This window comes from Stenotrophomonas sp. 05N37, from assembly GCF_056397365.1.
In genome coordinates this window covers 1,491,122-1,516,312 of record NZ_JBFTNG010000001.1, presented here as the reverse complement: position 1 = coordinate 1,516,312, position 25,191 = coordinate 1,491,122, and the positions used below count along the sequence as shown (strand labels likewise).

The window sequence follows — 25,191 nt, the reverse complement described above, 5'->3', positions numbered from 1 at the left end:
CGCCGGAACGAAGAGCATCCACACGTGGCGTGGATCATGATCGGATCCGTGTGCATACCGCCCGAACAATGACCCGCGACGTAAAAAATCCCGTAGATCCACGCCATGCGTGGATACCGCGCGCAGCGCGGCAATGCCCGCCGAAGCCGGGGCGACCACGGCGCAACCGCACCGCCCGACGTTCAATCCCGGCCGAAGAAGGACGTTCAATCCCGGCCGAAGAAGACCGTCCGGAGGCTCATGACGCCGGAACGAAGAGCATCCACGCATGGCGTGGATCTACTTCAGGTTGGCGAGCATCCAGTCGACGGTGGCGTGGATCTGCGCCTCGGTGAGCGCGGGGTTGCCGCCCTTGGGCGGCATGATCCCGCCGTCCGGCCCGGTGTAGCCCTCCACGGCATGCTTGTAGAGGGTGTCCTTGCCTTGGGCGATGCGCGCGTCCCAATGGCCGTGGTCCAACGTCGGCGCATTGCCCACGCCGTTGGTGTGGCAGGCGGTGCAGAGGTTGTCGAAGATGACCTTGCCGTCGGTGGTGCCGCCATAGGCCACCTGCGAGGCGGCCTTGGCCAGCGCGGCGGCCTTGGCAGCCGCCTGGGCGGCGGCACCGGTGCCACCGGCATACACCGCGCCCGCCGGGGCGATGCGCTGTTCAGTGCGCTTGGCGGCCAACGGGGAGACTTCCGGGGGAATGCTGGTGTGCAGGTAGGCAGCGAACAGGATCAGGCCGAGCGTGATGGCCATCAGCAGCGCGATGACCATGGAGAAGCGTTTCAGGAACTCGAGGTCGTAATTCCGCACTCTCTATACCCCTGGCTGGTAGTCGTTGGACCACGGCTTGTCGCCCGAGTATGACCAGCGTCAGCGGGGCTCTGCAAGCCGCCACGTTCTATCGCATTGCAGCATGACCGGCGCTCAGGCGCCGGCGGCCCGCAGGCAGAAAACGCAGATCGACTCCACCAGCTGGTCTTCGTCGCCGTGCGCGTCGCGGCTGGGGGCGGTCGGGCCGACCAGCGCCTCGGTGAAGGCACCGACGATGCAGGCCGCCGCCACGTGGGTGTCCTGCGGCGGGAAGGTGCCGGCCTCGATGCCGTCGGCGACGATCCGCCGGAACACCTCGCCGAACAGCCGGCGGCAGCGGATGCGCTCGGCTTCCACTTCCGGGTCGACCGGCTCGGCGATGAAGGCGTAGGCCAGGCCGGGGCCGGCCAGCGCGCGCCGGACGAATGCGGTGATCGCCCGGCGCAGGCGCTCGGGCGCCGGCAGCGGCTCGGCCGCGATCGCCTCGAAGATGCGCAGTTCGTGCTCCACCGCGGCGGTGAGCACCTCCACGAACAACTCGGCCTTGGACGGGAAGTGGCGGTAGATCAGCCCGGTGGAGACCCCCGCCTCGGCCGCCACGGCGGTCACCGGGGCGTTGCGGTAGCCGCCGGCGGCCACCAGCGCGCGGGTCGCCAGCAGGATCCGTTCGCGGGCGCCGGCGAGGCGTTCTTCCATCAGTGCGGAGCGTTTGTAGGCCATTTGTTGATTCTATGTTCAATTTTTGAATTTGTGTTCACTTCTTCTGCGAACCCCGCTACGCTGGGCCAAATCGCCCGTGGGACGGCCCTGACCGTCCACCCCAACCGGCGCGTCCCTTCCAGCTGTCGCGGAGCCGCCCCATGCACGTCCCCACCATGAACTTCCACCTCGGCGAGGAAATCGACCTGCTCCGCGAGAGCGTGGCCCATTTTGCCTCCGCGCAGATCGCCCCGCTGGCCGCCCAGGCCGATGAGGAGAACCTGTTCCCGAATGCACTGTGGCGCAAGCTCGGCGAGCAGGGCCTGCTCGGCCTGACCGTGGAGGAAGCGTACGGCGGCAGCGGCATGGGCTACCTGGCCCACGTGGTGGCGATGGAAGAGATTTCGCGCGCCTCCGGCGGCATCGGCCTGTCCTACGGCGCGCACTCCAACCTGTGCGTGAACCAGCTGCGCAAGAACGGCACCGAAGACCAGAAGCAGCGCTTCCTGCCCGGCCTGTGCAGCGGCGAGAAGGTCGGCGCGCTGGCGATGAGCGAACCCGGCGCCGGCTCGGACGTGGTCTCGATGAAGCTGCGGGCGGACAAGCGCGGCGACCGCTACGTGCTCAACGGCAACAAGATGTGGATCACCAACGGCCCCGACGCGGACGTGCTGGTGGTCTACGCCAAGACCGACCTGGACGCGGGCGCCAAGGGCATCACCGCGTTCCTGGTCGAGAAGGGCATGAAGGGCTTCTCCACCGCGCAGAAGCTGGACAAGCTGGGCATGCGCGGCTCCAACACCTGCGAGCTGGTGTTCGAGGACTGCGAGGTGCCCGAAGAGAACGTGCTGGGCGCGGTCGGCGGTGGCGTCAACGTGCTGATGTCCGGGCTGGATTTCGAACGCGTGGTGCTGTCCGGCGGTCCGCTGGGGCTGATGGCCGCGGCCATGGACGTGGTGATGCCCTACGTGCACGAGCGCAAGCAGTTCGGCCAGGCCATCGGCACCTTCCAGCTGATGCAGGCCAAGCTGGCCGACATGTACGTGGGCCTCAACGCGTGCCGCGCGTATGTGTATGCGGTGGCGCGCGCCTGCGACCATGGCCGCACCACCCGCCAGGATGCCGCCGGTGCGATCCTGTACTCGGCCGAGAAGGCCACCTGGCTGACCGGCCAGGCGATCCAGGTGCTGGGCGGCAACGGCTACATCAACGACTACCCCACCGGGCGTCTGTGGCGCGATGCCAAGCTGTACGAGATCGGCGCGGGCACCTCGGAGATCCGCCGCATGCTGATCGGCCGCGAACTGTTCCAGCGCACCAAGTAAGGGACGGCCATGAGCGTATTGAGCACCCAGCTGCAACCGGGCAGCGATCTTTTCGAAGCCAACCGCGCTGCGCTGCAGGCGGTGGTCGATGACCTGCGCAGCACCTTGGCGCAGACCGCGCTGGGTGGCAGCGAGGCGGCCCGCGCCAAGCACACCGCACGCGGCAAGCTGCTGGTGCGCGACCGCATCGATGCCCTGCTCGACCCGGGCAGCGCCTTCCTGGAGATCGCGCCGCTGGCCGCGCACGGCATGTATGGCGATCCCATCCCCAGTGCCGGCGTGGTGGCCGGCATCGGCCGGGTCTCCGGCGTTGAATGCGTGATCGTGGCCAACGATGCCACCGTCAAGGGCGGTACCTACTACCCGATGACGGTGAAGAAGCACCTGCGTGCGCAGGAAGTGGCCGAGCAGAACCGCCTGCCGTGCATCTACCTGGTCGACTCGGGCGGCGCGTTCCTGCCGCTGCAGGACGAAGTCTTCCCGGACCGCGATCATTTCGGCCGGATCTTCTACAACCAGGCCAACCTGTCCGCGCAGGGCATCCCGCAGATCGCCTGCGTGATGGGCAGCTGCACCGCCGGCGGCGCCTACGTGCCGGCGATGAGCGATGAAACGGTGATCGTGCGCGAGCAGGGCACCATCTTCCTCGGCGGCCCGCCGCTGGTGAAGGCGGCCACCGGTGAAGTGGTCAGCGCCGAAGAACTCGGTGGTGCCGACGTGCACACGCGCATTTCCGGCGTGGCCGACCACATGGCCGACAACGACCTGCAGGCGCTGGCGCGGGTCCGCGCGATCATCGCCCAGCTCAACTGGCGCAAGCCCGAGCCCGCGCTGGCCGTGCAGGCGCCGGTCGAGCCGCGCTACCCGGCCAGTGAGCTGTATGGCGTGATCCCCGCCGACACCCGCAAGCCCTACGACGTACGCGAAGTAATCATGCGCATCGTCGACGACTCGCGTTTCGACGAGTTCAAGCCGCGCTATGGCGCCACCCTGGTCACCGGCTTCGCCCACCTGCACGGTTATCCGGTGGGCATCATCGCCAACAACGGCATCCTGTTCTCCGAGTCCGCGCTCAAGGGCGCGCACTTCATCGAACTGTGCACCCAGCGCGGCATCCCGCTGGTGTTCCTGCAGAACATCACCGGCTTCATGGTCGGCCGCAAGTACGAACACGGCGGCATCGCCAAGGACGGCGCGAAGCTGGTGATGGCCGTGGCCTGCGCCAAGGTGCCCAAGTTCACCGTGGTGATCGGCGGCTCCTTCGGCGCCGGCAATTACGGCATGTGCGGCCGCGCCTATTCGCCCAACTTCCTGTGGATGTGGCCGAACGCGCGTATCGGCGTGATGGGCGGCGAACAGGCCGCCAGCGTGCTGGCCACGGTCAAGCGCGACGGCATCGAGGCCAAGGGCGGGCAGTGGTCGGCGGAGGAAGAGGACGGCTTCAAGTCGCCGATCCGCGACCAGTTCGAAACCCAGGGCCATCCCTACTACGCCAGCGCGCGCCTGTGGGATGACGGGGTGATCGACCCGGCCGACACGCGCCGCGTGCTGGCCCTGGCCTTGTCGGCCAGCCTCAACGCGCCGGCGAAGAAGACCGGGTTCGGTGTGTTCCGCATGTAAGGCACGCGCGGCACCGCGAGGTGCCGCCCCCTGCTCCGCCATTGGCCCGCGCCACGAGACCTCCATGTTCACCAAGATCCTGATTGCCAACCGCGGCGAAATCGCCTGCCGTGTCATCGCCACCTGCCAGCGCCTGGGCATCGCCACCGTGGCGGTGTATTCCGACGCCGACCGCAACGCGCGTCACGTGCGCCTGGCCGACGAGGCCATCGCGATCGGCCCGGCGCCGGCACGCGAGAGCTACCTGCGCGGCGACGCCATCCTGGACGCGGCCCGCCGCACCGGCGCGCAGGCGATCCACCCCGGCTACGGCTTCCTGTCCGAGAACGCCGGCTTCGCCCAGGCCTGCGCCGAGGCCGGCATCGTGTTCATCGGCCCCTCCGCCGCGGCGATCCGCGCGATGGGCGACAAGAGCGCGGCCAAGGCACTGATGCAGCAGGCCGGCGTGCCGCTCACGCCCGGCTACCACGGCGACGAGCAGGCGCCGGAGTTCCTGCGCGCCCAGGCCGATGCGATCGGCTACCCGGTCCTGATCAAGGCCAGCGCCGGTGGCGGTGGCAAGGGCATGCGCTGCGTGGACGCCAGTGCCGACTTCATCGACGCGCTGGCCAGTTGCCAGCGCGAAGCGCAGTCGGCCTTCGCCAATGCCCACGTGCTGGTGGAAAAGTACGTCGAGCGCCCGCGCCACATCGAGATCCAGGTGTTCGGCGACAGCCACGGCAACGTGGTGTACCTGTTCGAGCGCGACTGCTCGGTGCAGCGCCGCCACCAGAAAGTGCTGGAAGAAGCCCCGGCGCCAGGCATGACCGCCGAGCGCCGCGCCGCGATGGGCAAGGCTGCCGTGGATGCGGCGCGCGCGGTCGATTACGTTGGTGCGGGCACGGTGGAGTTCATCGCCGCGCCGAACGGCGATTTCTTCTTCATGGAAATGAACACCCGCCTGCAGGTCGAACACCCGGTCACCGAGTGCATCACCGGTACCGACCTGGTCGAATGGCAGCTGCGCGTGGCCAGCGGTGAACCGCTGCCGCTGCAGCAGGACCAGTTGCAGATCCGCGGCCATGCGCTGGAAGCGCGCCTGTACGCCGAAGACGCCGACCGCGGCTTCCTGCCGTCCACCGGCACGCTGCAGCACCTGCGCCTGCCGTCGGGCAGCGCGCATGTGCGCGTGGACGCCGGCGTGGAGCAGGGCGATGCGATCACCCCGTTCTACGACCCGATGATCGCCAAGCTGATCGTCTGGGACGTGGACCGCGATGCCGCGCTGCGCCGCATGCAGCAGGCCCTGGCCGAGTGCGAAGTGGTCGGCGTGACCACCAATGCCGCGTTCCTGCGCCGACTGGTGATGACCGAGTCGTTCGCCACCGCCAACCTGGATACCGCGCTGATCGAGCGCGAGCAGGCCGCGCTCGCGCCGAACGCGGACGACAGCGATCCTGCCCTGTGGGCGATGGCCGCCATGGCCGCCATCGGCAGCCAGGATGCAGCCCGCATCGACGCACGCGACCCGCACTCGCCCTGGCAGCAGCAGGACGGCTGGCGGCTGGGCGCGCGCGCACCGCGCACGCTGACGCTGGAGCACCGCGGCACCCAGCAGCCGGTGACGGTGCAGCAGCAGGACGGGGCATGGTCGGTGACTGTCGGCGATGCCCGCGTGGTCGCCCACGGCGGCCTCGACGGCGATGCGCTGCGCATGCAGAGCGGCGATGCGCTGCACCGCGCCCGCGTGGTGCGTGAGGGCGATGCGCTGTATCTGTTCGGCAGCGAAGGCGCGCAACGTTTCACGCTGCACGATCCGGTCAGCGAAGCGGACCAGGGCGTGGCCGACGCCGGCAGCCTGCTCGCGCCGATGCCCGGCCGCATCGTCGCCACCTCGGTGGCGCCGGGCACCGCCGTCAAGCGCGGCGCGCCGCTGCTGGTGCTGGAAGCGATGAAGATGGAGCACACCCTGCAGGCCCCGGCCGATGGCGTGGTGCAGGGGTACCGGGTCAAGGCCGGCGACCAGGTGGGCGATGGCGCCGTGCTGGTGGACTTCGAGGCGGACGGGGCCTGAGCCCCGCCCCCATCGCAACGCCGGTTACACCGCCGCCGGGTGCCAGATCATCCCGGCGGGATCCAGTTCGGTCGTGGTCATCTGCGCAGCGCGCCAGCCAAAGCCGCAGACCGCCAGCACCCCCTCGGCGATGGTGTCGAGCTGCAACGCGCGCTCGATGTGCTTTTCATTGATGGCACCGGTGATGAACGCGCCCAGCCCGGCATCGGTGGCGGCCAGGTAGAGCGTCTGCGACAGGTGCCCCGCCTCCATCGCCACCACGCGATAGCTCTTGGCATGCTGTCGGTACTTCCAGAACGTGCGCTCGAACCGCGGGGCCAGCACGACCAGGACGTGGGCATCGGCGAACCAGTGCTGCTGGCCCACCATCTCCATGACGAACGCGCGATCCACCGTGACCTCGGTGGCCACGCGCTCCAGCTCATGGGAGTCGCCGCGATAGTGGTATAGCCCCGGCGCGAGCCCGGCCACGTTCTGGACCACCAGGTAGGCCTCGATCGGATGCAGGCCACCGCCGGAGGGCACGCTTTTCTTGAGGAACACCAGGTCCTGCCCGACCTGGAAACGGCAGCGGCTGCCGAAGGTGCGTTGCAGCAGCTGGGCGAACACCGCCAGCGGCAAGGGCCGGTCGGGATCGAAGTTGCGGCAGGTGACGCGGCGCGCGAGCAGCTGGTCGAACGCGTTGCCGTCCACGTCCGGCAGCGCCAGGCGGGGGCCGGCGCCGGCCAGCTGCGGTGCTTCGCGCGGCGGCTCGCCCAGGGTCTGGCGCATCTGCTCGGCGGTCTCGGTCTCCGAGGCCTGCATGTTGTACACGGCATCCACGCCGTCCCAGCGCGAGAACGCATGCATCACGGCAGCCAGCGGATGCCAGTGCACCCCGCGCAGGCGCGCATCGCGCGCGGCCGCTACGCCGTCCCCGTCCTCGGCGATCAACAGGCCGGCCGCCAGCAGCGCCTGCGCCATCGGCATCTCGGCGGCGTCGGCGGCCAGCTCGGTCCAGGCGCTCGGGCTGAGCGTGCCGAGCCAGGCCTGCGCCTGCGCGGACAGCGCCACGGGCTGCTCCAGGTGCGGGGCCAGCGCCACCCAGCCGAGCGACCGCACGCGGCCGTCGCCGCCGTCCAGCAGCGCTTCGAACTGGAATGCCACCGTTTCCCGCGGCTCAAGCAGCAACATTGCACATCGCCTCAGGCGCACAACCCCTCCACCGCGTCTATGAGCACAAGAAAGGATATCGTTCCGGATGCCGACAACTTGACCCTGTTATGGCCCGGACCCTCAAGAACCCTGCGCCCGGGCCGACACCAGCTCATTGCGTCCATCCACAGAGAGCCCCGCCATGCCCACCCTGAAGCTTGAAGCTGCCTCCGCCAAACGCCTTGTCGAGCTGCTGTCCACCGACGATGCCTTCCGCGAGCGGTTCGTCACCGACACCGCGCAGGCCATCCTGGATACCGGCCACGTGCCGGAAAGCGACGCGGCCCTGCACGACTTCGTCAAGCAGTGCTGCAGCAACATCAGGCTGGCCGACAAGGACAGCATCGCCAAGGCGCAGAAGGAAATCTTCGCCATGCTCACCTCCGGTACCGGCTACAACGTGCCGATGCTGGAGCACGGCAAGGGCGCGCCGCGCACGCTGCGCTGAGGGCAGGCGCTACGGGGCCGACACCCGCGTCGGCCCCGCACCCGTGGGGCGCTGGCCGGTGACCGCGCGCACATCCAGGATGTTGAGCGCCTGCAGGCAGAAGCTGCACTCGATTTCCGCGTAGGCCATGCCGGCGCGCTGCTGCAGCCAGCCGGCATGCTGGGCCGCGATCTTCTCCATGCCGGCATCCCGCGCGGCATGCATGGCCGCCACGCGCGTCTGCACGCGCGATTCGGGACTGATGAACGGCGCCAGCGTCTGCAGCGCTTCGCGCGGCTTGCCCTGGACGCGCTGCTGCTCGGCCTGCAACACCGCGCTGAACTCGTCCACCACCCGGCTCTTGGGCAGGTTCTTCAGTGCGGCGATCCGCTCCGGCAGTGTCTTGGCCAGGCTGCCATCGCCCAGCCGCCTGGCCACGATGCCGGCAGCCAGCGCCGACACCACCCGATCGATCGCATCCACGCTCGGCGCGCTGTCGATGCCGGCGAAGGCACGCGTGACCGCGTCATGGGTGAGCGCCAGCGCGCGTTGGCGCTGGCCGGACTGCATGTAGGCCACGGCCAGCGGTACGTGGTAGTTGAGCTGGTCGGCACCGGGCTTGTCGCGACTGCCGGCCAGGCCACGCTCGGCATGCCGGAGCGCGCCGGCCACGTCGCCACGGTCCAGGGCGACGGTGGTCTTGACCAGGTCTCCGTGGTAGTTGGCCGCATCCAGCGCGTCGAGCAATGTGCCGGCGCGGCTGAAATCGCGGCGGGCGGCGGCCACGCTGGCCTGCCGCATCAGCGCCCCGTTCCAGCCGATCGACACCGCTTTGCCCAGGGCCGCGTCGGCGTCGTCGTAACGGCCCAGCGCGAGCAGGATGCGTCCGTACTGGTCCAGGCCGATGCTGTGCAGGTCCACGGTGCTTTCGGCCACGCGCTTGGCCAGTGGCAGCGCGTCGAGGAAGCGGTTTTCGTTGTACAGGTTCATCGCCGCGTTGTTCGCGGCCGGCACGTAGTCCGGATACAACTCGGACATGCGCAGCCAGCCGTCGCCGGCACGGTCCGGGTCGAACACCTGCAGGGTCCAGTTCTTGACGTACATCGCTTCGCGCGTGGGCAGGTGCGCGGTGAGTGCCTGGGCGCGCCGCAGCGCGTCGGCCGCCGAGCCGAAGTCGACCTGCGCGAAATGGCAGCGCGCCTGCCCCAGCCACGCCAGCGCGAAGTCGCCGTCGATCTCCGTGGCCTGCTGGTAGAAGCCCAGCGCGGCGCGGTAGTCGCCCTTGAGGTAGCGCTTCTGGCCCAGCGCGAAGGCGCGCAGTGCATCCATGTTGGCGGTGGTGACCTCCGGCAGCGGCATGGCATCGCGCTGGATCATGGCGGCCTCTTCGCCCAGCTCGTCGCGCAGCTCCAGCGAGACCTTGTCCACCGCCGCCAGTACGGCGCCCCGGTCGGCGAAGGAGGTACTCACCGCCAGCGTGTGCTGGGTGCGCGGGTCCATCACCTCCACCGAGAACCGCACCCGTCCACCCACATCGGTCACCGCCGGCATCAGCACCAGGTTGGCGCCGGTGCGAAGCGCGACCACGGCGGCATTGCTGCGGTCCAGCGCGCCACCGCCCACGTCCTTGCGCATCATCTTCAGGGTGCGTTCGATGCGGTCCTGGCTGACCACGTTGACGTGCCGGGACTGTTCCAGGCTGATCCGGAAGGCCTGGTCCAGCGTGTCGTCCAGGATGGGGTTGTCGGTGAGGTTGCGCAGGTCGCCGATGACCACCCAGTCGCGCTCGGCGAAGGCGATCGCCGGCGCCGGCCGCAACAGCATCCAGCCGCCGGCCATCAGCATCGCCATCACCGCCAGCTCCGCGACCAGGGCCGCCGGTTGCCGCCACAGCGGGATATCGCGCCGGGCCTTGGCGTTGCCGCTCGGCATGCGCAGTGGGGCGAAGCCGATCTCGCCCACCTCGAACACTTCCTGGCGGGTGGGCACGCCCTTGAAGCGCCAACGGCCATGCGATTTCCACAGCAGGCGCGTGGCGCGGTCGCCGAGCTCGCCGCTGGCGCGATGGGTCAGCGATTCGGCCACCGCCGACATCAGGATCTGGCCCGGCCGGGCCAGGGCCATCAGCCGGGCGGCCATCGGCTTGGCCAGGCCCTCGACCTCCAGCGACTTGGCACCCACCCTGATCGCTTCGGGGCTGTTCTCCCAGGTCAGCACTTCACCCACGTGCAGGCCGGCGCGGGCGCGCAGCACGATGCCGCGCTCCTCGCCCAGCCGCTTCAGCCCGCGCTGGTAATCCAGTGCGAAACCCAGCGCGTCGATCGCGCGTTCGAACAGCAGGAACAGGCCATCGGAGCGGTCGATCTGGTGCCCGTTCCATTGCTGCTGCAGCGTCAACACCAGTCGATCGTGCTGCTGGAACAGCTCGGCCGCAGCCGTATCACCGATGCGTTCGACCAGGATCAACGAATCGCACAGATCGGTGAACAACAACGCCCGCATCTGTGGGGCCTGGGTCGACGTTCCGATGTCGCCGTACATGCCGATCTTCCCCCGCTCAGGGTGTGGCGGTCGCGGCACGCGACCAGTGCAGCCGGTTGCCGCCCAGGCGCTTGGCCTGGTACAGCGCGTTGTCGGCGCGAGCGTACCACTCGCTCCAGTCGGTGTGGGGCTCGAGCAGGCGCACGCCGATGCTGACCGGGCAGACGTGGGGCACGCCGTGGGCGCGGTCCATCAGGCCGTGCACGGCGCTGAGGATGAATTCGGCGGCATGCTGCAGGCTGTCGGCGGTAGCCGTGCGCAGCAGGAGGCAGAACTCGTCACCGCCGAGCCGGCAGGCCAGGTCGGTCTCGGTCGCGACCGAGCGCAGGATGTTGGCCATGCTCTGCAGCACGCGGTCGCCGGCCTGGTGGCCGTGCTCGTCGTTGACCTTCTTGAAGTGGTCGCAGTCGATCAGCAGCAGGCCCTGCGGCGGGCCTTCGGGCTGGGTGCGGCAGTCCTGCAGGTACAGGGCCAGGCCGCGCCGGTTGTGCAGGCCGGTCAGCTCGTCGGTCCGCACCAGCTCGCGGGTGTGGGTGAGCTGGTGGGTGGTGATGTACAGGTTGTCGAGCGCGGTCTCCAGGTCGTGGTTGCGCCGGCGCAGCTGGCGGATCAGGACCTGTTCGTTGCTCACCACGCGCATGATCGTGCGGCGCAGGAAATAGGCGATCAGCCCCGGATCGTGGTCGACCAGGCGCTGGAAGTCGGCGTTGCCCAGTTCCAGCACGACGCTGTCGGTGATCGCGCGCGCCTCCGCGCTGCGCGGATGGTCGCCGATCAGCAGGCCGAGCTCGCCGAAGAATTCATTGGGCCCCAGCGACTTGACCAGCAGGTCTTCGCCAAAATCCAGCTCGATGCCGCCGCTGACGACCACGTACATCGTGTCGCCGGCTTGACCGCGGTGGAACAGCTGGTCACCCTTGGCCAGGTGCTGCTGCCGGCCGAACTGGGCGAACAGCGCGAACTCGCTGCTGCTCAATACGGCATGCACGATCTCAGCCATCGCAGTCTGGGCGATGCCTGGTTCCTGTTCGCACACAATCGCCGCAACCTTGCCGGTCATCCCGTGCACCCGCTTCCCAGCGTTCCCCCGGTGAGCCGAGGAGAATAGCACCCCTAAAAAGTGTGCGCCTCATCCCATTTCAGCGCCCGGGCGCCCCATTTTCGGGCGGCCGCGGCACATCCCCCTTTCATACGCAGCCCGGGTCCGCCAGCGGCCACCCGGCCGACGGGACGGACCGGCCGCCGAGCGGCCCCATGCAGCGACGGGCGGTCCCCCGACCGCCCGTCGCCCCGGCCTTCCCTGGCCGCCCTTGGGGATCGGTCAGGCCGCGCGTTCGGCGTTGAACTGCTCCTCCTCGGTCGACCCGCTCAGGGCCGTGGTCGAGGACTGGCCCTGCTGGATGGCCTGGGTGACCGCGTCGAAGTAGCCGGTGCCGACCTCGCGCTGGTGCTTGACCGCGGTGAAGCCCCGGTCGGCCGCGGCGAACTCGGCCTCCTGCAGCTCCACGAAGGCGCTCATCTGGCGGCGCGCGTAGCCGTGGGCCAGGTTGAACATGGAGTAGTTCAGGGCGTGGAAGCCGGCCAGGGTGATGAACTGGAACTTGTACCCGTATTTGGCGATTTCCTTCTGGAAGCTGGCGATGGTGGCGTCGTCCAGGTTCTTCTTCCAGTTGAAGCTGGGCGAGCAGTTGTAGGCCAGCAGCTTGCCCGGGAACCTGGCGTGGATCGCCTCGGCGAACTTGCGGGCGAACTCCAGGTCCGGCTTGCCGGTCTCGCACCAGATCAGGTCGGCATAGGGCGCATAGGCCAGGCCGCGGCTGATCGCCTGGTCGAGGCCGTTGCGGGTCTTGTAGAAGCCTTCCACGGTGCGCTCGCCGGTGGTGAACGGCTGGTCGTTGCCATCCACGTCGCTGGTCAGCAGGTCGGCGGCCTCGGCATCGGTGCGCGCCACCAGCAGGGTCGGCACGCCCATCACATCGGCCGCCAGGCGCGCGGCGTTGAGCTTTTCGATGGCCTCGCGGGTGGGCACCAGCACCTTGCCGCCCATGTGCCCGCACTTCTTCACCGAGGCCAGCTGGTCCTCGAAGTGCACGCCGGCGGCGCCGGCCTCGATCATCGCCTTCATCAGCTCGAAGGCGTTGAGCACGCCCCCGAACCCGGCCTCGGCATCGGCCACGATCGGCTGCAGGAAGTCGATCTCATCCTTGCCTTCGGCATGGTGCAGCTGGTCGGCGCGCAGCAGGGTGTTGTTGATCCGCTTGACCACCGCCGGCACCGAGTCGGCCGGATACAGCGACTGGTCCGGATACATCTGGCCGGCCAGGTTGGCGTCGGCGGCCACCTGCCAGCCGGACAGGTAGATGGCGTTCAAGCCCGCCTTCACCTGCTGCATGGCCTGGTTGCCGGTCAGCGCGCCGAGCGCGTTGACGAAGTCCTTTTCCTGCAGGTAGGTCCACAGCTTCTGCGCACCCAGCCGGGCCAGCGAATGCTCCACGTGCACGGTGCCGCGCAGGCGCACCACGTCGGCGGCAGTGTAGTTGCGCTGGATGCCCGCCCAACGCGGGTCGGTGTTCCATTCGTGCTGGATCTGTTCGGCGGTCGGCAGCGTGCTCATGGTGTTTCTCCAGGGGGGAAGACGGTGAATGGATGAAGCGGTGCGGAAGGCGGGCGGTACAGGTCAGTCGAGGCGGTCGTAAGCGGGCAGGGTCAGGAAGTCGGTGAGTGCGTCGCGGCGGCTCAGCTCGCCCAGCAGCGCGATGGCCTCGTCGATGCGGGCGCCGCCGGGCAGCGCGGCGCGGTCGCCCAGGCGCGCCGGCAGCTGCGCCAGGGTGGCGTCGAGCAGGGCCAGGTCGATGGCGGTGCCGTCGTCCAGGTACTGGCCAGGGGTGTGCAGCCACTGCCACAGCTGGCTGCGGCTGATCTCGGCGGTGGCCGCGTCCTCCATCAGGTGGTGGATGGGCACGCAGCCGTTGCCGTCCAGCCAGGCGGCCAGGTAGCGCACGCAGACCTCGACATTGCCCTCGAAACCGCCGCGGGTGATGGTGCCGGTGGGTGCGGCGATCAGATCGTCGCGGCCCACCTGCACGTCGTTGCGCAGCACGCCGTGCTGGTTTGGCCCGGGCATGTGCGCGTCGAAGATCGCCTGCGCCACCGGGATCAACGCCGGATGCGCCACCCAGGTGCCGTCATGGCCGGCGGTCACTTCGCGCAGCTTGTCCGCGCGCACCCGCGCCATCGCCTGCTCGTTGGCGGCGGCATCGTGGTTGATCGGGATCTGCGCGGCCATGCCCCCCATCGCGTGCGCACCGCGGCGATGGCAGGTGCGGATCAGCAGTTCCGAATAGGCCTTCAGGAACGGCTGGGTCATGGTCACCTGGCCACGCTCGGGCAGCACCTTGTCGGCGTGGCGGCGGAAGGTCTTGATGTAGGAAAAAATGTAATCCCACCGCCCGCAGTTCAGGCCGACGATGCGGTCGCGCAGCGCATGCAGGATCTCGTCCATCTCGAACACCGCCGGCAGCGTTTCGATCAGCACCGTGACCTTGATCTGCCCATGCGGCAGGCCAAGCATGCCCTCGATGTGCGACAGCGCGGTCTCCCACAGCGCCGCCTCTTCCATGCTCTGCAGCTTGGGCAGGTAGAAGTACGGGCCACGCTGCTTGCACATCAGGGTGCGCGCGTTGTGGAAGGCGAACACCGCCGCGTCGAACAGGCCGCCGGCGATCGGCTGGCCATCGATGCGCACGTGCTTTTCATCCAGGTGCCAGCCGCGCGGGCGCACGATCAGCACCGCCTGTTCGTTGAACGGGCGCAGGGTGTATTGCTTGCCCGGCTTCCCATCGACGGATGGCCCGGTGTGGGTCAGATCGCCACGCACCGCGCCGATCAGCGCCTGCTGGCCGGCCAGCAGGTTGCGCCAGGCCGGGGCGGTGGAATCCTCGAAGTCGGCCATGAACACCTTGGCCCCGGAGTTCAGCGCGTTGATGACCATCTTCGGGTCGGTCGGGCCGGTGATCTCCACGCGGCGATCCTGCAGTGCGTCCGGCAGCGGGGCCACGCGCCAGTCGCCGTCCCGGATCTCGGCGGTGTCCGCGCGGAAGTCCGGCAGGCCGCCGCCGTCGAAGAACGCCTGGCGCGCCACCCGGGCCTGCAGCCGGCGCTGGCGCTCGGGCTCCACCGCACGGTGCAGCGACACCAGCAGCGCCAATACCCCCGCCGGCAGCAGCGCGGACTGGCCGGCGAACTGGGTGGTGAGGGCGATGCCGGGCGTGGCCGGGGCATCGGCGGGGGTGGGCTGGGCAGTGGCGAAAGCGGCGACGGCGGACATGGCGGGCTCCTGCAGTGCGGTAGGGCCCCACCGTGCGCTGCCGTACCGTATTTGACAAAACAGTTATCGCAATGCTCACCATAAGGTGTGCTTATACTCGTAACGCCATGCCCACACCGCGCCCGCCAAGCCCCCGTTTTTCCTACAAATCCGACCGGCTCAAGCCGCTTCGGGCGTTCTGTCAGACGGTCCGCCTGGGCTCAGTCTCACGGGCAGCTGAGGCGCTTTTCGTCAGCCAGCCGGCCATCAGCCAGCAGTTGCAGGCGCTGGAACGCGAGCTGGGGGTGAGCCTGTTCGAGCGCAGCGGGCGCCGGCTGGTGCCCAGCCGCGAGGGCCAGCTGCTGTTCGAGATGGCCCAGCCGCTGGTGGAGAACCTGGACGGGCTGGAAGCCAGCTTCCGCGACAAGGTGAAGGGGCTGGACGCCGGCGAGCTCAACATCGCCGCCAACAGCTCGACCATCCTGTACCTGCTGCCGCGCATCGTGGAGCGCTTCCGCCAGCGCCACCCGGACGTGCGCCTGACCCTGCACAACGCGATCAGCGCCGATGGCACCGACCTGCTGCGCAGCGACGCGGCCGACCTGGCCGTGGGCTCGATGACCGACGTACCGGCCGACCTCAGCTACGCGCCCGCCTATCGCTTCGAGCAGGTCCTGATCGCGCCGCCGGGGCATCCGCTGGCGCGCGGCGAGCTCAGCCTGGAGGCGATCTCGCAGCATCCGCTGGTGCTGCCACCCAAGCGCCAGATCACCTACCGGCTGGTCGACCAGGTGTTCCAGCGGCACCGCTTGCCCTACACCGTGGCGCTGGAAGTGGGCGGCTGGGAGGTGATCAAGCAGTACGTGGCCATGGGCATGGGCATCTCGATCGTGCCGGCGCTGTGCCTCAACGATGGCGACCGCGAGAAGCTGGTGACGCGCTCGATGAGCGCATGGTTCCCCGAGCGCAGCTACGGGGTGATCGTGCGCCGCGGCCGGTTCCTGTCGCCGCAGGCGCGCGCCTTCATCGAGCTGATCCAGCCGGACCTGTTCAGTCCGCGCAGCTATGATGAAAGCGGGCATTCCGAGCGCTGACCCGGGCATCTTCCATGTCGATCGAACTACGCCACCTGCGTTACTTCCTGGCCGTCGCCGATACCCTGCACTTCGGCCGCGCCGCCGAACGCATGGGCATGTCCCAGCCCCCGCTCAGCCAACAGATCCGCCAGCTGGAAACCCTGCTCGGCGCGCGCCTGTTCGTGCGCGCCAACCGCCGGGTGGAACTCACCGATGCCGGGCGCGTGCTGCAGGAGCAGGCGCGCGAGGTGCTGGCGCGGGTGGATACCGCAGTCGACCTGACCCAGCGCGCGCAGCGCGGCGAAACCGGCGAACTGCGCATCGGGCTGACCCGGGCCACGCCGCTGTCCACGCAGATTCCACGCGCGATCTTTGCCTACCGGCAGCAGTTCCCGCACGTGCAGTTGAAGCTGCGCGAGATGAACACCCTGCAGCAGATCGATGCGCTGATGGCCGGCGAGCTGGACGTCGGCCTGATCCGCAAACGTGCGCTCCCGGCGCCGCTGGTGTCACGCAAATTGTTCAGTGATCCGCTGGCGCTGGTGGTGCACGACCAGCACCCCCTGGTGCGGGGCCTGCCCGCCGATGCGCCGCTGGCGCTGCGGCAGTTCGCGCATGAGCCGTTCGTGGGCTTCCTGCGCGAGGTGGGCGCAGGCATCCACGATCATTTCATCGCGCTGTGCCGCAGCGCGGGCTTCACCCCGCGCATCGTGCAGGAGGCGGGCGAAGCCTCGACGCTGATCAGCCTCGCCGCCTCGGGCCTGGGCGTCACCGTGCTGCCGGCTTCGTGCAGCCATATCCAGGTCGATGGGGCGCGCTTCGTCGCACTCAGCGACCGCGCCGCCAGTTCGGAAGTGCACGTGGCCTGCCGGCGCGGCGCGGCGTCGCCCCTGATCGGGCACTTCACCCGGCTGCTGCAGGGCGTCAGCGGCTGAGCGCGAGCGCCGCGGCGGCGGCCGGTTGCACGCGTCGCCGCAGCCGCCAGGCAATGCCGGCGCCGGCCACGGTCAGCACGCCGACGAAGCCGCACACGCCCAGCCAGTCCCAGTGCGTGTAGAACACCCCACCGATCACTCCGGCCACGCTGGAGCCCAGGTAGTAGGCGAACAGGTACAGGGCCGACGCTTCGGCGCGCATGCTGCCGGCGCGGCTGCCGACCCAGCTGCTGGCCACCGAATGGCCGCCGAAGAAACCAAAGGTGACCAGCGCGATGCCCGCCGCCATGCAGCCCAGCCACGGTAGCGCCAGCAGCACGATGCCCAGCGCGATCAGCCCGTAGCAGATCGCCAGCACGCGGCTGCGGCCGTGGCGGTTGGCCTGCTGCCCCATCCACGCCGAACTGAAGGTGCCGACCAGGTAGACGCTGAAGATCAACCCGACCACGGTCTGGCTCAGGCCATAGGGCGGGGCCAGCAGGTGGTAGCCGAGGTAGTTGTACAGCGTGACGAACACGCCCATCAGCACGAAGGCGGTGGCAAACAACCAGGGCAGGCCGGGGTCGGCGAACAGGCTGCGCCAACGTGCGGGCAGTTCTCGCAGGCCGCCGCGGCGGCTCTGGAAGTGGCGTGAGGGCGGCAGCTGGAACCACAGCAGCACGGTGCTCAGCAGCGCGATCACCGAGACCACGCCAATACCCCAGCGCCAGCCCCAGTGGTCGGCCACGATGCCGGCGATGAGGCGGCCACTCATGCCCCCGATCGCGTTGCCGCCGATGTACAGGCCCATCGCCAGGCCCAGCGCGCGGCTGTCCATCTCTTCGGCCAGGTAGGTCATGCCCACCGCCGGCACCCCGCTCAGCGCGATGCCCAGCAGCGTGCGCAGCACCAGCAGGGTGGACCAGTCGTCGACCAGCGCGGTGGCCACCGACAAGACGCTGGAGGCCAGCAGCGCAGCGACCATCACCCCGCGCCGGCCGATGCGGTCGGAGATCAGCCCGGCGATCAGCATCGAGACCGCCAGCAGGCCGGTGCTCAGCGACAGGGTCAGCGCGCTGTTGGCGGCCGATACGCCGAAGTGGCGGCTGAACTCGGGCAGCAGCGGCTGCACCGTGTAGAGCAGGCCGAAGGTGGAGAAGCCGGCCAGGAACAGCGCCGCCGCCGTGCGCCGGAATGCCGGGGTGCCCTGCTGGATGTGGTCTGTGGCCCCCGCAGCCGTGGGGGGTGCGGAGCTGCGGGCCGGGCCCGCTGCGGTGTCGCCATTCATGCCGGTAGGGCCCGCGTGGACGGGCCGGAGCGAAGAGTCAGCGCTCAGGATAGGCAGCGCCGACAAGTCGATCCATAACCTCCAATGTCTGAATCGAGACGCCGTGGATATCGATTCAGATCGGGCCCGGGGTTACAGCGCCTGCCAGGTCAGGCCCTCGCCGCGCCGGTAGTAGACGTGCGACGCCTTGCCGTACAGCGAACTGGCCTGGACCAGGCCGAAGAAACGCCCATCGGCGCTGTTGCCGCGATGATCGCCGAGCATCAGCACTTCGCCCGCCGGCACGGTGAGGCCGCTGATGTCCGGGCCGCCGCCCTGGCCGAGGTCGAGCCGGGCCAGGTGCTGGCCAAAGTCCTCGATCTCGCCCGCGCCGGCTTCTGCCAGGGGCTGGCCGTTGATGCTCAGGTGGCCCTGGTGCAGCTCCACCCGGTCACCGCCCACGGCGGCGATGCGCTTGATCAGGCGGATGCCGTCCACCGGTGAATCGAACACCGCCACGTCGCCGCGCTGCGGCTGGCCGGTGTGCAGTAGTTGCACCGAGGTGAACGGCAGGCGCAGGCCATAGGCGCGCATGTCCACCACCACCCGGTCGCCCGGCATCAGGGTGTGCTGCATCGAACCGCTGGGCACCTGGTAGTGGTTGGCCAGCGAATCACGCGCGGCCAGCAGCAGGCCCAGCATCACCGCCACCGGGAGGGCTTCCTTCTTCAGCCAGTGCAGCATCCGGTTGGGGGCGGCGGTGGCGGCGGGACGGTCCATGGCGGGGCTCTCTCAAGGGGTGACGGTGTGACCCGGCGGCGCAGGCCGAGTTCCCGGCGGCGCAGACAGAAGCTACGCGATGTTTACGCGCCACGGCAGGCGCCGGCATGGCGGTTTTACGGGCCGCGGTCGCATCGTGGCGTCACCGCGCCGCAGGGCGCTTGTTCGAGGTGTTCCATGACCATCCTGATGATCCGGCACACGCCGCCTGGCGCGGCGCCGGATGCCGCCCCGCTGCCGGCCCGGGTTGCCGGGCACCGCCTGGCCTGTCGCGACTGCGACTCGCTGCCGGCCCTGCTGCGCTGCCTGCAGCGCGCCCAGCGCAGCCGGCCGGCGCTGGTGCTGATCGCCACCGCCGCGGTCGACGCACCGCAGTGGGCGCGTTACGGCCAGGCACTGCGCAGCGCGCTGGAGGCGCTGCCGGCGCCGTACATCGAGATGGCCAGCAACGATGACGACGCGCTGGACGCGCACCTGCACCCGCAGCACGGGCCGACGGCGCGGGTGGTGTGCAGCAGCGGCCGCGCCGATGCCTGCCGGCTGTCGCTGGCGATCGCCGCGCGTCGCCTGCAGGCCGTGCCGGAGGGGGCCTGAGCCATGTCGATCTTCATCATCCGCGGGCCGGAAGCCAGCGGCGCGCTGATCCGTACCGCCGCGCCGCTGCCGCCTCTCCTGCTGAAGGCGCTGGTGCATCGCGCGATCGACGCCGGCACCACGCTGGCGATCCGCGCCTGCGGCTCGGAACAGGAACTGCTGGATGCGCTGCGCGTGGCCGACCACAGTCGCGGCGAGGTAACGTTGCTGGACCCGGGCGCCTGCGTGGACAGCGTGCGCCTGCAGCGGTTGCTGCCGCATCTGCACAATGTCTACGTGGAGGTGCACGACGACGATACCCGTGCCCCGGAGGCATGCCTGCCGGCGGATGTGGGCCAGCGTATCGGGGTCGCGCATGGCTACTGCGCGCAGAGTTACATGCATGCACTGGAGATCGCGCTGGACCATCTTGGGTGCAGCGAGATCGTGGAAGGCGTGCACGTGGGGACGTGAGGGACGCTGCCGCCGCGGAGCGTGTCTGCGCGCGGCGGGCGGTGGGTTTGGCGCTGGGCCCACTACCCTTTCCGGCGATGCCTCCGGTGTCCGCCTGCGGCCGCTCCCCTCTTCTATTTCGCCTCAAGCGGGAGTCGGTGGGTTCGGCGCTGGGCCCCCATGCCCTTTCCGGCGAATGTCCTCCGGCCGCGGAGCGGCCTCCCCCTTTATTTCGCCTCCAAGGGCATGGGGGCCCAGCGCCCAACCCACCGACCCGCCTGGCTTTTACCTGCTTACCGCAGCCGAGCCCCGTAGCGGCCGGTAGGCTCCTGGGCAAAATAAAGGAGGAGGCCGCCCCGCGGCCGGGGGACATTTGCACCAGGGGCCTACCGACCGCTACGGGGCCCTCGCGCTCGCGCAAGGCCCCAGCGGAACCGCCACCACCCTAAAGAAAACGGCAGGGTTTCCCCTCCTGTTTTCGTTCTCAGCCTGCCGCCGCCCCCTCCCCCTTTATTTCGCCTCCAAGGGCATGAGGGCCCAGCGCCAAACCCACCGACCCGCCTGGCTTTTACCTGCTTACCGCAGCCGAGCCCCGTAGCGGCCGGTAGGCTCCTGGGCAAAATAAAGGAGGAGGCCGCCCCGCGGCCGGGGGACATTTGCACCAGGGGCCTACCGGCCGCTACGGGGCCCTCGAGCTCGCGCAAGGCCCCAGCGGAACCGCCACCCCAAAGAAAACGGCAGGATTTCCCCTCCTGTTTTCGTTCTCAGCCTGCCGCCGCCCCCTTCCCCTTTATTTCGCCTCCAAGGCGATGAGTGCCCCAGCGCCCGACCCACCGACCAGCGCCAGGAGCCTGGCTTCCACCTTCCCGCAAGCCGAGCCCCGTAGCGGCCGGTAGGCTCCTGGGCAAAATAAAGGAGGAGGCCGCTCTGCGGCCGGGGGACATTTGCACCAGGGGCCTACCGGCCGCTACGGGGCCCTCGAGCTCGCAGAAGACCCCGGCGAAGCCGCCACCCCCCAAAAAAACGGCAGGGTTTCCCCTGCCGTTTTCGTTTTCGGCGTGCACCGGTGGAGGCTCCGACTCACGGTCGGCCCCCCAAGGTTCGCGCGGTTACTTCAGCCCGCGATTGACCAGCAGCGGTTCCACCGACGGATCCTTGCCGCGGAACTCGCGGTACAGATCCGCCAGCTCCACGCTGTTGCCGCGCGAGAGGATCTTGTCGCGGAACACCTGACCGTTCTCCGGCGTCAGGCCGCCATGTTCCTTGAACCACTCGAAGGCATCATGGTCGAGCACTTCGGCCCAGAAGTAGGCGTAGTAACCGGCCGAATAGCCGCCGCCCCAGATGTGGTCGAAGTACGTGGTGCGGTAACGCGGCGGCACCTGCGCCAGGTCCACCTTGAACTTCTTCAACGCAGCCGCCTCAAACGGTGCCACGTCCTGCAGCGGCGCATCGGCCGGCTGGGTGTGCCAGGCCAGGTCCAGCAGCGCCGCCGACAGGTACTCGGTGGTCGCATACCCCTGGTTGAAAGTGCGTGCCTTGAGGATCTTGTCGACCAGTGCCTGCGGCATCGGTTCGCCGGTCTTGTAGTTCTTGGCGTAGTTGGCGAAGACCTTCGGGTCCAGCGCCCAATGTTCGTTGAACTGCGACGGGAACTCCACGAAATCGCGCGAGGTGCTCGTGCCCGCGATCGACGGGTACTTCACCTTCGAGAACATGCCGTGCAGCGCGTGGCCGAACTCATGGAACATCGTGGTCACGTCATCGAAGCTGAGCAGCGCGGGCTGGCCGGCGGCGGGCTTGGTGAAGTTGCACACGTTGTAGACCACCGGCTTGGCACCGGTCAGGCCGTCCTGCTCGACGAACACGTCCATCCAGGCGCCACCGGACTTGCTGTCACGCTTGAAGTAGTCGGTGTAGAACAGCGCCAGCGAGGTGCCGTCCTTGTCGAACACTTCGTAGACCTTCATGTCCGGGTGGTAGGTCGGGATGTCGGTGCGCGGCTTGAACGTGATCCCGTACAGCTGGGTGGCGGCGTAGAAGACGCCGTTCTGCAGCACGTTGTCCATCTCGAAGTACGGCTTGATCTGCGACTCGTCCAGGTCGTACTGCGCCTTGCGCACCTGCTCGGCGTAGAAGTCCCAGTCGGACGCGGCGAGCTTGAAACCGCCCTTCTGTGCGTCGATCACCTTCTGCATTTCGCCGATCTCGCCACGCGCCTTCGCGGTGGCCGCCGGCACGGTGTCGGTCAGCAGCTTGAGCGCGGCGGCCGGGGTCTTGGCCATCTGGTCGGCCAGGCTGTAGGCGGCGTAGTTGTCGAAGCCAAGCAGCTTGGCCTTCTGCGCACGCAGCTGGGCCAGGCGCTGCACGGTCTGCCGGGTGTCGTTGGCATCGCCCTTCTCGGCGCGGGTTTCCGACGCCTTGAGCACCGCGGCGCGCTGGTCGCGGTCGCTCAGCGAAGCCAGCACCGGCTGCTGGGTGGTGTTCTGCAGCGGCAGCACGTACTTGCCGTCCAGCTTGCGGTCCTTGGCGTCGGCGGCGGCGGTGTTGATCGCATCCTCGTCCAGGCCGGCCAGCTTGGCCTTGTCGTCGACCACCACCGCACCGGCGGCCGTGGCGGCGACCAGTCGGGTGTGGAACTGGGTGGCCAGCGTGGTTTCTTCCACGTTGAGCTTGCGCAGCGCGGCCTTGTCGGCATCGTTGAGCTGCGCGCCGGCGCGCACGAATTCCTGGTAGTCACGCTCGACCAGGCGCAGCTGCACCGGGTCCAGGCCCAGCGACTGGCGCTGGTCGTACACACTCTTGATGCGGGCAAACAGCTTCGGGTCGAGGTTGATCTCGTCCTGGTGGTCGGCCAGCTTCGGCGCGACCTCTTCCTGGATCTTCTGGCGCGCATCGTTGGTATCGGCCTGGACCAGGCCGAAGAAGATGCGCGACACGCGGGTCAGGGTCTCGCCGCTGCGCTCGAGCGCTTCAATGGTGTTGTCGAAGGTGGCCGGCTCGGGGTTGTCGGCGATCTTGCGGACTTCGGCCAGGTGCTGCTTCATGCCTTCATTGAAGGCCGGCAGGTAGTCACTGTCCTTGATCTTGTCGAACGGCGGCGCCTGGAACGGCAGCGTGCTGGCGCTCAACAGGGGGTTGGTGGAGGCATCGGCCGGCTGCTGCGCGGCGGGGGTCTGGGTGTCGGACACGGGGGTGGACTCCTTGCCGGAACAGGCCGCCAGCGCCAGGCTGATGGCAGCGGCCAAAACTACGGTACGCGACATGAAACAGGCTCCTTGGAATGGGATGCGGCTGCGGAAAACCGCAGCCGATCACCCTACTCCGATTGCCCGCAGGCGGCATGTGCCGGACGTGGCGCATGGCTGTGCGGGCCCCGGCGCCAGCGCGGGCGGGGCCTGGCCCGGCTCACACGGTGCCGCGGTTCTTGCCCTGCCAAGGCCGGTAGTAGGCGCGGATGGCGGCCATGTCGGCGGCATCATCGCCACTGGAGTGGAACAGCGGGCCGATCCCGATGGTCTTCTCCGGGTAGTGGAAGTACGCCGCCAGCACCGGCACGTCGGCCATCCGCGCGATCTTCAGGAAGCCGGCCTTCCAGTGGGTGACCGCCTTGCGGGTGCCCTCGGGGGTGATGGCGTACCACATGCGCTCGGAATTGCGGATCAGGCTGACCGCCTGTTCCACGGTGCCCTGCGGCGAACTGCGGTCCAGCGGGATCACCCCCAGCGCGCGCAGCAACGGCGACAGCGGCCACCAGAACAGCGAGGCCTTGCCCAGCACCTTGACCTGCATGCCCAGCGCGATCTTGGCCGCCATGCCCCAGAACCCGTCCCAGTTGGACGAATGCGGGGCAACGATGAACACCAGCTTGGGCACGTCCGGGAAGGTGCCCACCACCTTCCAGCCGCCCAGGCGCAGGGTGCAGCGGGCCAGCCAGCGCAGGAAACGGTTGGGTTTGACCTGCGGCATGTTGGGCGGCACGGCCGGCAGCAGCGGACTTCGGTTGTTCAAGCAATCACTCCCAATTGCGTGTGGTGCGTCCGCGCTTGATCTGCGCGCGGCCCTTTTTCTCGTCCAGGCGGCGCAGCTTGGCCCCGTACGAGGGCTTGGTGGCCACGCGTGGCTTGGGCACGCTCAGGCTCTCCTGGATGAACGCGGCCAGGCGCTCGCGGGCGTCGTCGCGGTTGCGGTCCTGGGTGCGGAACCGCTGGGCGTCGATGACCAGCACGCCGTCGCCGGTCATGCGCCGGTCGCGCCGGGCCAGCAGGCGCGAGCGCAGCGGCTCGGGCAGCGACGGCGAGCCGGCCACGTCGAACCGCAGCTCCACGGCGGTGGACACCTTGTTCACGTTCTGGCCACCGGCACCGCTGGCGCGCACGAAGCGTTCGACCAGTTCCGCATCGGGAATGGACAGGTGTGCGCTGATGGTGACGGGTCCGAGAGCCATGGGCGGCATTGTAAAGGCAGGACCGCTGTCGAGGGTGAGCGCAAGATCCCCGATGACGCCGATAACGTCCGTCATATGCGGTCCGATGACGTCTTCGCGGGTATCCTCGTGCTTCCATGCAACGCAGGATGCCCCGCACATGCTTTCGATTCGTCCCCTGGCCCGGCTCGGCCTGATCCTCGCCCTCGGCCTGGCCGCCGCCGCGCCCGCACTGGCCACGCCGCCCTCCGATGCCGACGTCAACCGGTTGCTGGCCGCCTCGCGTGCGCAGAGCCTGCTGGACGGCATGCTGCCGCAGCTGGAAGCGATGCAGCGCCAGCAGTTCGAACAGATTGCCCAGCGCCGACCGCTGGATGCCGGCCAGATCGAGCAGCTCAAGCGGATGGAGCAACGCACCAACGCCACCATCCGCAAGGCGCTGTCGTGGCAGGAGCTGCGGCCGATGTATGTGGACCTCTACAAGAAGAGCTTCAGCAAGGAAGACGTGCTGGCGATGGCCGAGTTCTACGAGAGTGCGGCCGGGCAGAGCCTGCTCGACAAGACCCCGGTGCTGATGCAGAACGTCATGGTGGCCATCCGCCAACGGATGGACCCGCTGTTGGCTGATCTGGAAAAGGACATGCAGGCGATCGTGAATGAACGGTCGCTCCCGGCCAACAACGGGAACCCGCCGGTGGTCGACGTGCCCGAACCGCGCAGGTAAGGCCACTCTCGGCGG

21 protein-coding genes are annotated in these 25,191 nt (G+C 68.9%); 9 read left to right on the top strand and 12 right to left on the bottom strand.

The window, feature by feature from the left end:
- Window positions 1-279: 279 nt before the first annotated feature.
- Window positions 280-798 carry a c-type cytochrome gene (locus AC1DGC_RS06525; protein WP_259206787.1) on the bottom strand — a complete coding sequence of 173 codons (519 nt, stop codon included), beginning with the start codon at window positions 796-798 and terminating at the stop codon, window positions 280-282.
- A gap of 114 nt (window positions 799-912) precedes the next feature.
- Window positions 913-1,518 (bottom strand): TetR/AcrR family transcriptional regulator, encoded by a 606-nt coding sequence (locus AC1DGC_RS06520; protein WP_259206790.1) that lies wholly within the window; start codon window positions 1,516-1,518, stop codon window positions 913-915.
- 140 nt (window positions 1,519-1,658) lie between these two features.
- Here AC1DGC_RS06520 and AC1DGC_RS06515 point away from each other — a divergent pair, with 140 nt between their 5' ends.
- The 3 genes from AC1DGC_RS06515 (at window position 1,659) to AC1DGC_RS06505 (ending at window position 6,495) form a co-directional block, all read left to right on the top strand.
- Complete coding sequence (locus AC1DGC_RS06515; protein ID WP_259206792.1) at window positions 1,659-2,822, top strand: isovaleryl-CoA dehydrogenase; 1,164 nt, start codon at window positions 1,659-1,661, stop codon at window positions 2,820-2,822.
- 9 nt (window positions 2,823-2,831) lie between these two features.
- Window positions 2,832-4,442, top strand: a complete 1,611-nt coding sequence (locus AC1DGC_RS06510; RefSeq protein WP_394162818.1) for a carboxyl transferase domain-containing protein — start codon at window positions 2,832-2,834, stop codon at window positions 4,440-4,442.
- A gap of 64 nt (window positions 4,443-4,506) precedes the next feature.
- Window positions 4,507-6,495 (top strand): acetyl/propionyl/methylcrotonyl-CoA carboxylase subunit alpha, encoded by a 1,989-nt coding sequence (locus tag AC1DGC_RS06505; RefSeq protein WP_478047461.1) that lies wholly within the window; start codon window positions 4,507-4,509, stop codon window positions 6,493-6,495.
- 24 nt (window positions 6,496-6,519) lie between these two features.
- On the opposite strand, the gene AC1DGC_RS06500 is transcribed toward AC1DGC_RS06505, so the two are convergent.
- Entirely contained in the window at window positions 6,520-7,689 is a 1,170-nt protein-coding gene (locus tag AC1DGC_RS06500) for a putative peptide maturation dehydrogenase (RefSeq protein ID WP_478047460.1), read from the bottom strand.
- 142 nt (window positions 7,690-7,831) lie between these two features.
- Here AC1DGC_RS06500 and AC1DGC_RS06495 point away from each other — a divergent pair, with 142 nt between their 5' ends.
- Window positions 7,832-8,137, top strand: a complete 306-nt coding sequence (locus tag AC1DGC_RS06495; RefSeq protein WP_259206798.1) for an NHLP-related RiPP peptide — start codon at window positions 7,832-7,834, stop codon at window positions 8,135-8,137.
- A 9-nt stretch (window positions 8,138-8,146) separates the two neighbouring features.
- Here AC1DGC_RS06495 and AC1DGC_RS06490 read toward each other — a convergent pair whose 3' ends face one another.
- The 4 genes from AC1DGC_RS06490 to aceB all read right to left on the bottom strand — a co-directional run bounded on the left by AC1DGC_RS06490 (window position 8,147) and on the right by aceB (window position 14,984).
- Complete coding sequence (locus AC1DGC_RS06490) at window positions 8,147-10,657, bottom strand: putative peptide modification system cyclase (protein ID WP_478047459.1); 2,511 nt, start codon at window positions 10,655-10,657, stop codon at window positions 8,147-8,149.
- A 16-nt stretch (window positions 10,658-10,673) separates the two neighbouring features.
- Window positions 10,674-11,717, bottom strand: a complete 1,044-nt coding sequence (locus AC1DGC_RS06485; RefSeq protein ID WP_259206800.1) for a GGDEF domain-containing protein — start codon at window positions 11,715-11,717, stop codon at window positions 10,674-10,676.
- 261 nt (window positions 11,718-11,978) lie between these two features.
- Complete coding sequence (gene aceA, locus AC1DGC_RS06480) at window positions 11,979-13,271, bottom strand: isocitrate lyase (RefSeq protein ID WP_259206801.1); 1,293 nt, start codon at window positions 13,269-13,271, stop codon at window positions 11,979-11,981.
- 63 nt (window positions 13,272-13,334) lie between these two features.
- Window positions 13,335-14,984 carry a malate synthase A gene (gene aceB / locus AC1DGC_RS06475; RefSeq protein WP_478047458.1) on the bottom strand — a complete coding sequence of 550 codons (1,650 nt, stop codon included), beginning with the start codon at window positions 14,982-14,984 and terminating at the stop codon, window positions 13,335-13,337.
- A gap of 107 nt (window positions 14,985-15,091) precedes the next feature.
- Here aceB and AC1DGC_RS06470 point away from each other — a divergent pair, with 107 nt between their 5' ends.
- Window positions 15,092-16,057 (top strand): LysR family transcriptional regulator, encoded by a 966-nt coding sequence (locus AC1DGC_RS06470; protein WP_259206803.1) that lies wholly within the window; start codon window positions 15,092-15,094, stop codon window positions 16,055-16,057.
- Between the two features lie 14 nt (window positions 16,058-16,071).
- The gene (locus AC1DGC_RS06465; protein WP_478047457.1) at window positions 16,072-16,974 is read left to right on the top strand and encodes a LysR substrate-binding domain-containing protein; all 903 of its coding nucleotides are present in this window, start codon (window positions 16,072-16,074) and stop codon (window positions 16,972-16,974) included.
- Here AC1DGC_RS06465 and AC1DGC_RS06460 read toward each other — a convergent pair.
- Both AC1DGC_RS06460 and lepB read right to left on the bottom strand, forming a co-directional pair.
- Window positions 16,964-18,241 carry an MFS transporter gene (locus tag AC1DGC_RS06460; protein ID WP_478047456.1) on the bottom strand — a complete coding sequence of 426 codons (1,278 nt, stop codon included), beginning with the start codon at window positions 18,239-18,241 and terminating at the stop codon, window positions 16,964-16,966. The two genes, AC1DGC_RS06465 and AC1DGC_RS06460, sit on opposite strands and share 11 nt — an antisense overlap.
- Window positions 18,242-18,373: 132 nt before the next feature.
- A complete protein-coding gene (gene lepB, locus AC1DGC_RS06455) occupies window positions 18,374-19,000 on the bottom strand; it encodes a signal peptidase I (RefSeq protein ID WP_259206807.1) in 627 nt (208 codons plus the stop codon).
- Between the two features lie 177 nt (window positions 19,001-19,177).
- Between lepB and AC1DGC_RS06450 the strand changes: the two genes are divergently transcribed.
- Both AC1DGC_RS06450 and AC1DGC_RS06445 read left to right on the top strand, forming a co-directional pair.
- Window positions 19,178-19,594 carry a hypothetical protein gene (locus AC1DGC_RS06450; protein WP_259206810.1) on the top strand — a complete coding sequence of 139 codons (417 nt, stop codon included), beginning with the start codon at window positions 19,178-19,180 and terminating at the stop codon, window positions 19,592-19,594.
- Between the two features lie 3 nt (window positions 19,595-19,597).
- On the top strand, window positions 19,598-20,047 hold the full coding sequence (locus tag AC1DGC_RS06445; protein ID WP_259206811.1) for a 3-dehydroquinate dehydratase: 450 nt from the start codon (window positions 19,598-19,600) through the stop codon (window positions 20,045-20,047).
- Between the two features lie 1,088 nt (window positions 20,048-21,135).
- Here the strand turns inward: AC1DGC_RS06445 and dcp are convergent.
- From dcp to arfB, 3 genes are all read right to left on the bottom strand, one after another.
- Window positions 21,136-23,292, bottom strand: coding sequence for a peptidyl-dipeptidase Dcp (gene dcp, locus AC1DGC_RS06440; protein WP_259206813.1), 2,157 nt, complete (start codon window positions 23,290-23,292; stop codon window positions 21,136-21,138).
- A gap of 142 nt (window positions 23,293-23,434) precedes the next feature.
- Window positions 23,435-24,037: a lysophospholipid acyltransferase family protein gene (locus tag AC1DGC_RS06435; protein ID WP_310439806.1), complete on the bottom strand. Its 603-nt coding sequence runs from the start codon at window positions 24,035-24,037 to the stop codon at window positions 23,435-23,437.
- A gap of 4 nt (window positions 24,038-24,041) precedes the next feature.
- On the bottom strand, window positions 24,042-24,473 hold the full coding sequence (arfB, locus tag AC1DGC_RS06430; RefSeq protein WP_259206814.1) for an alternative ribosome rescue aminoacyl-tRNA hydrolase ArfB: 432 nt from the start codon (window positions 24,471-24,473) through the stop codon (window positions 24,042-24,044).
- 139 nt (window positions 24,474-24,612) lie between these two features.
- Between arfB and AC1DGC_RS06425 the strand changes: the two genes are divergently transcribed.
- Window positions 24,613-25,176, top strand: coding sequence for a DUF2059 domain-containing protein (locus AC1DGC_RS06425; protein WP_310439809.1), 564 nt, complete (start codon window positions 24,613-24,615; stop codon window positions 25,174-25,176).
- The last annotated feature ends 15 nt before the right edge of the window (window positions 25,177-25,191 follow it).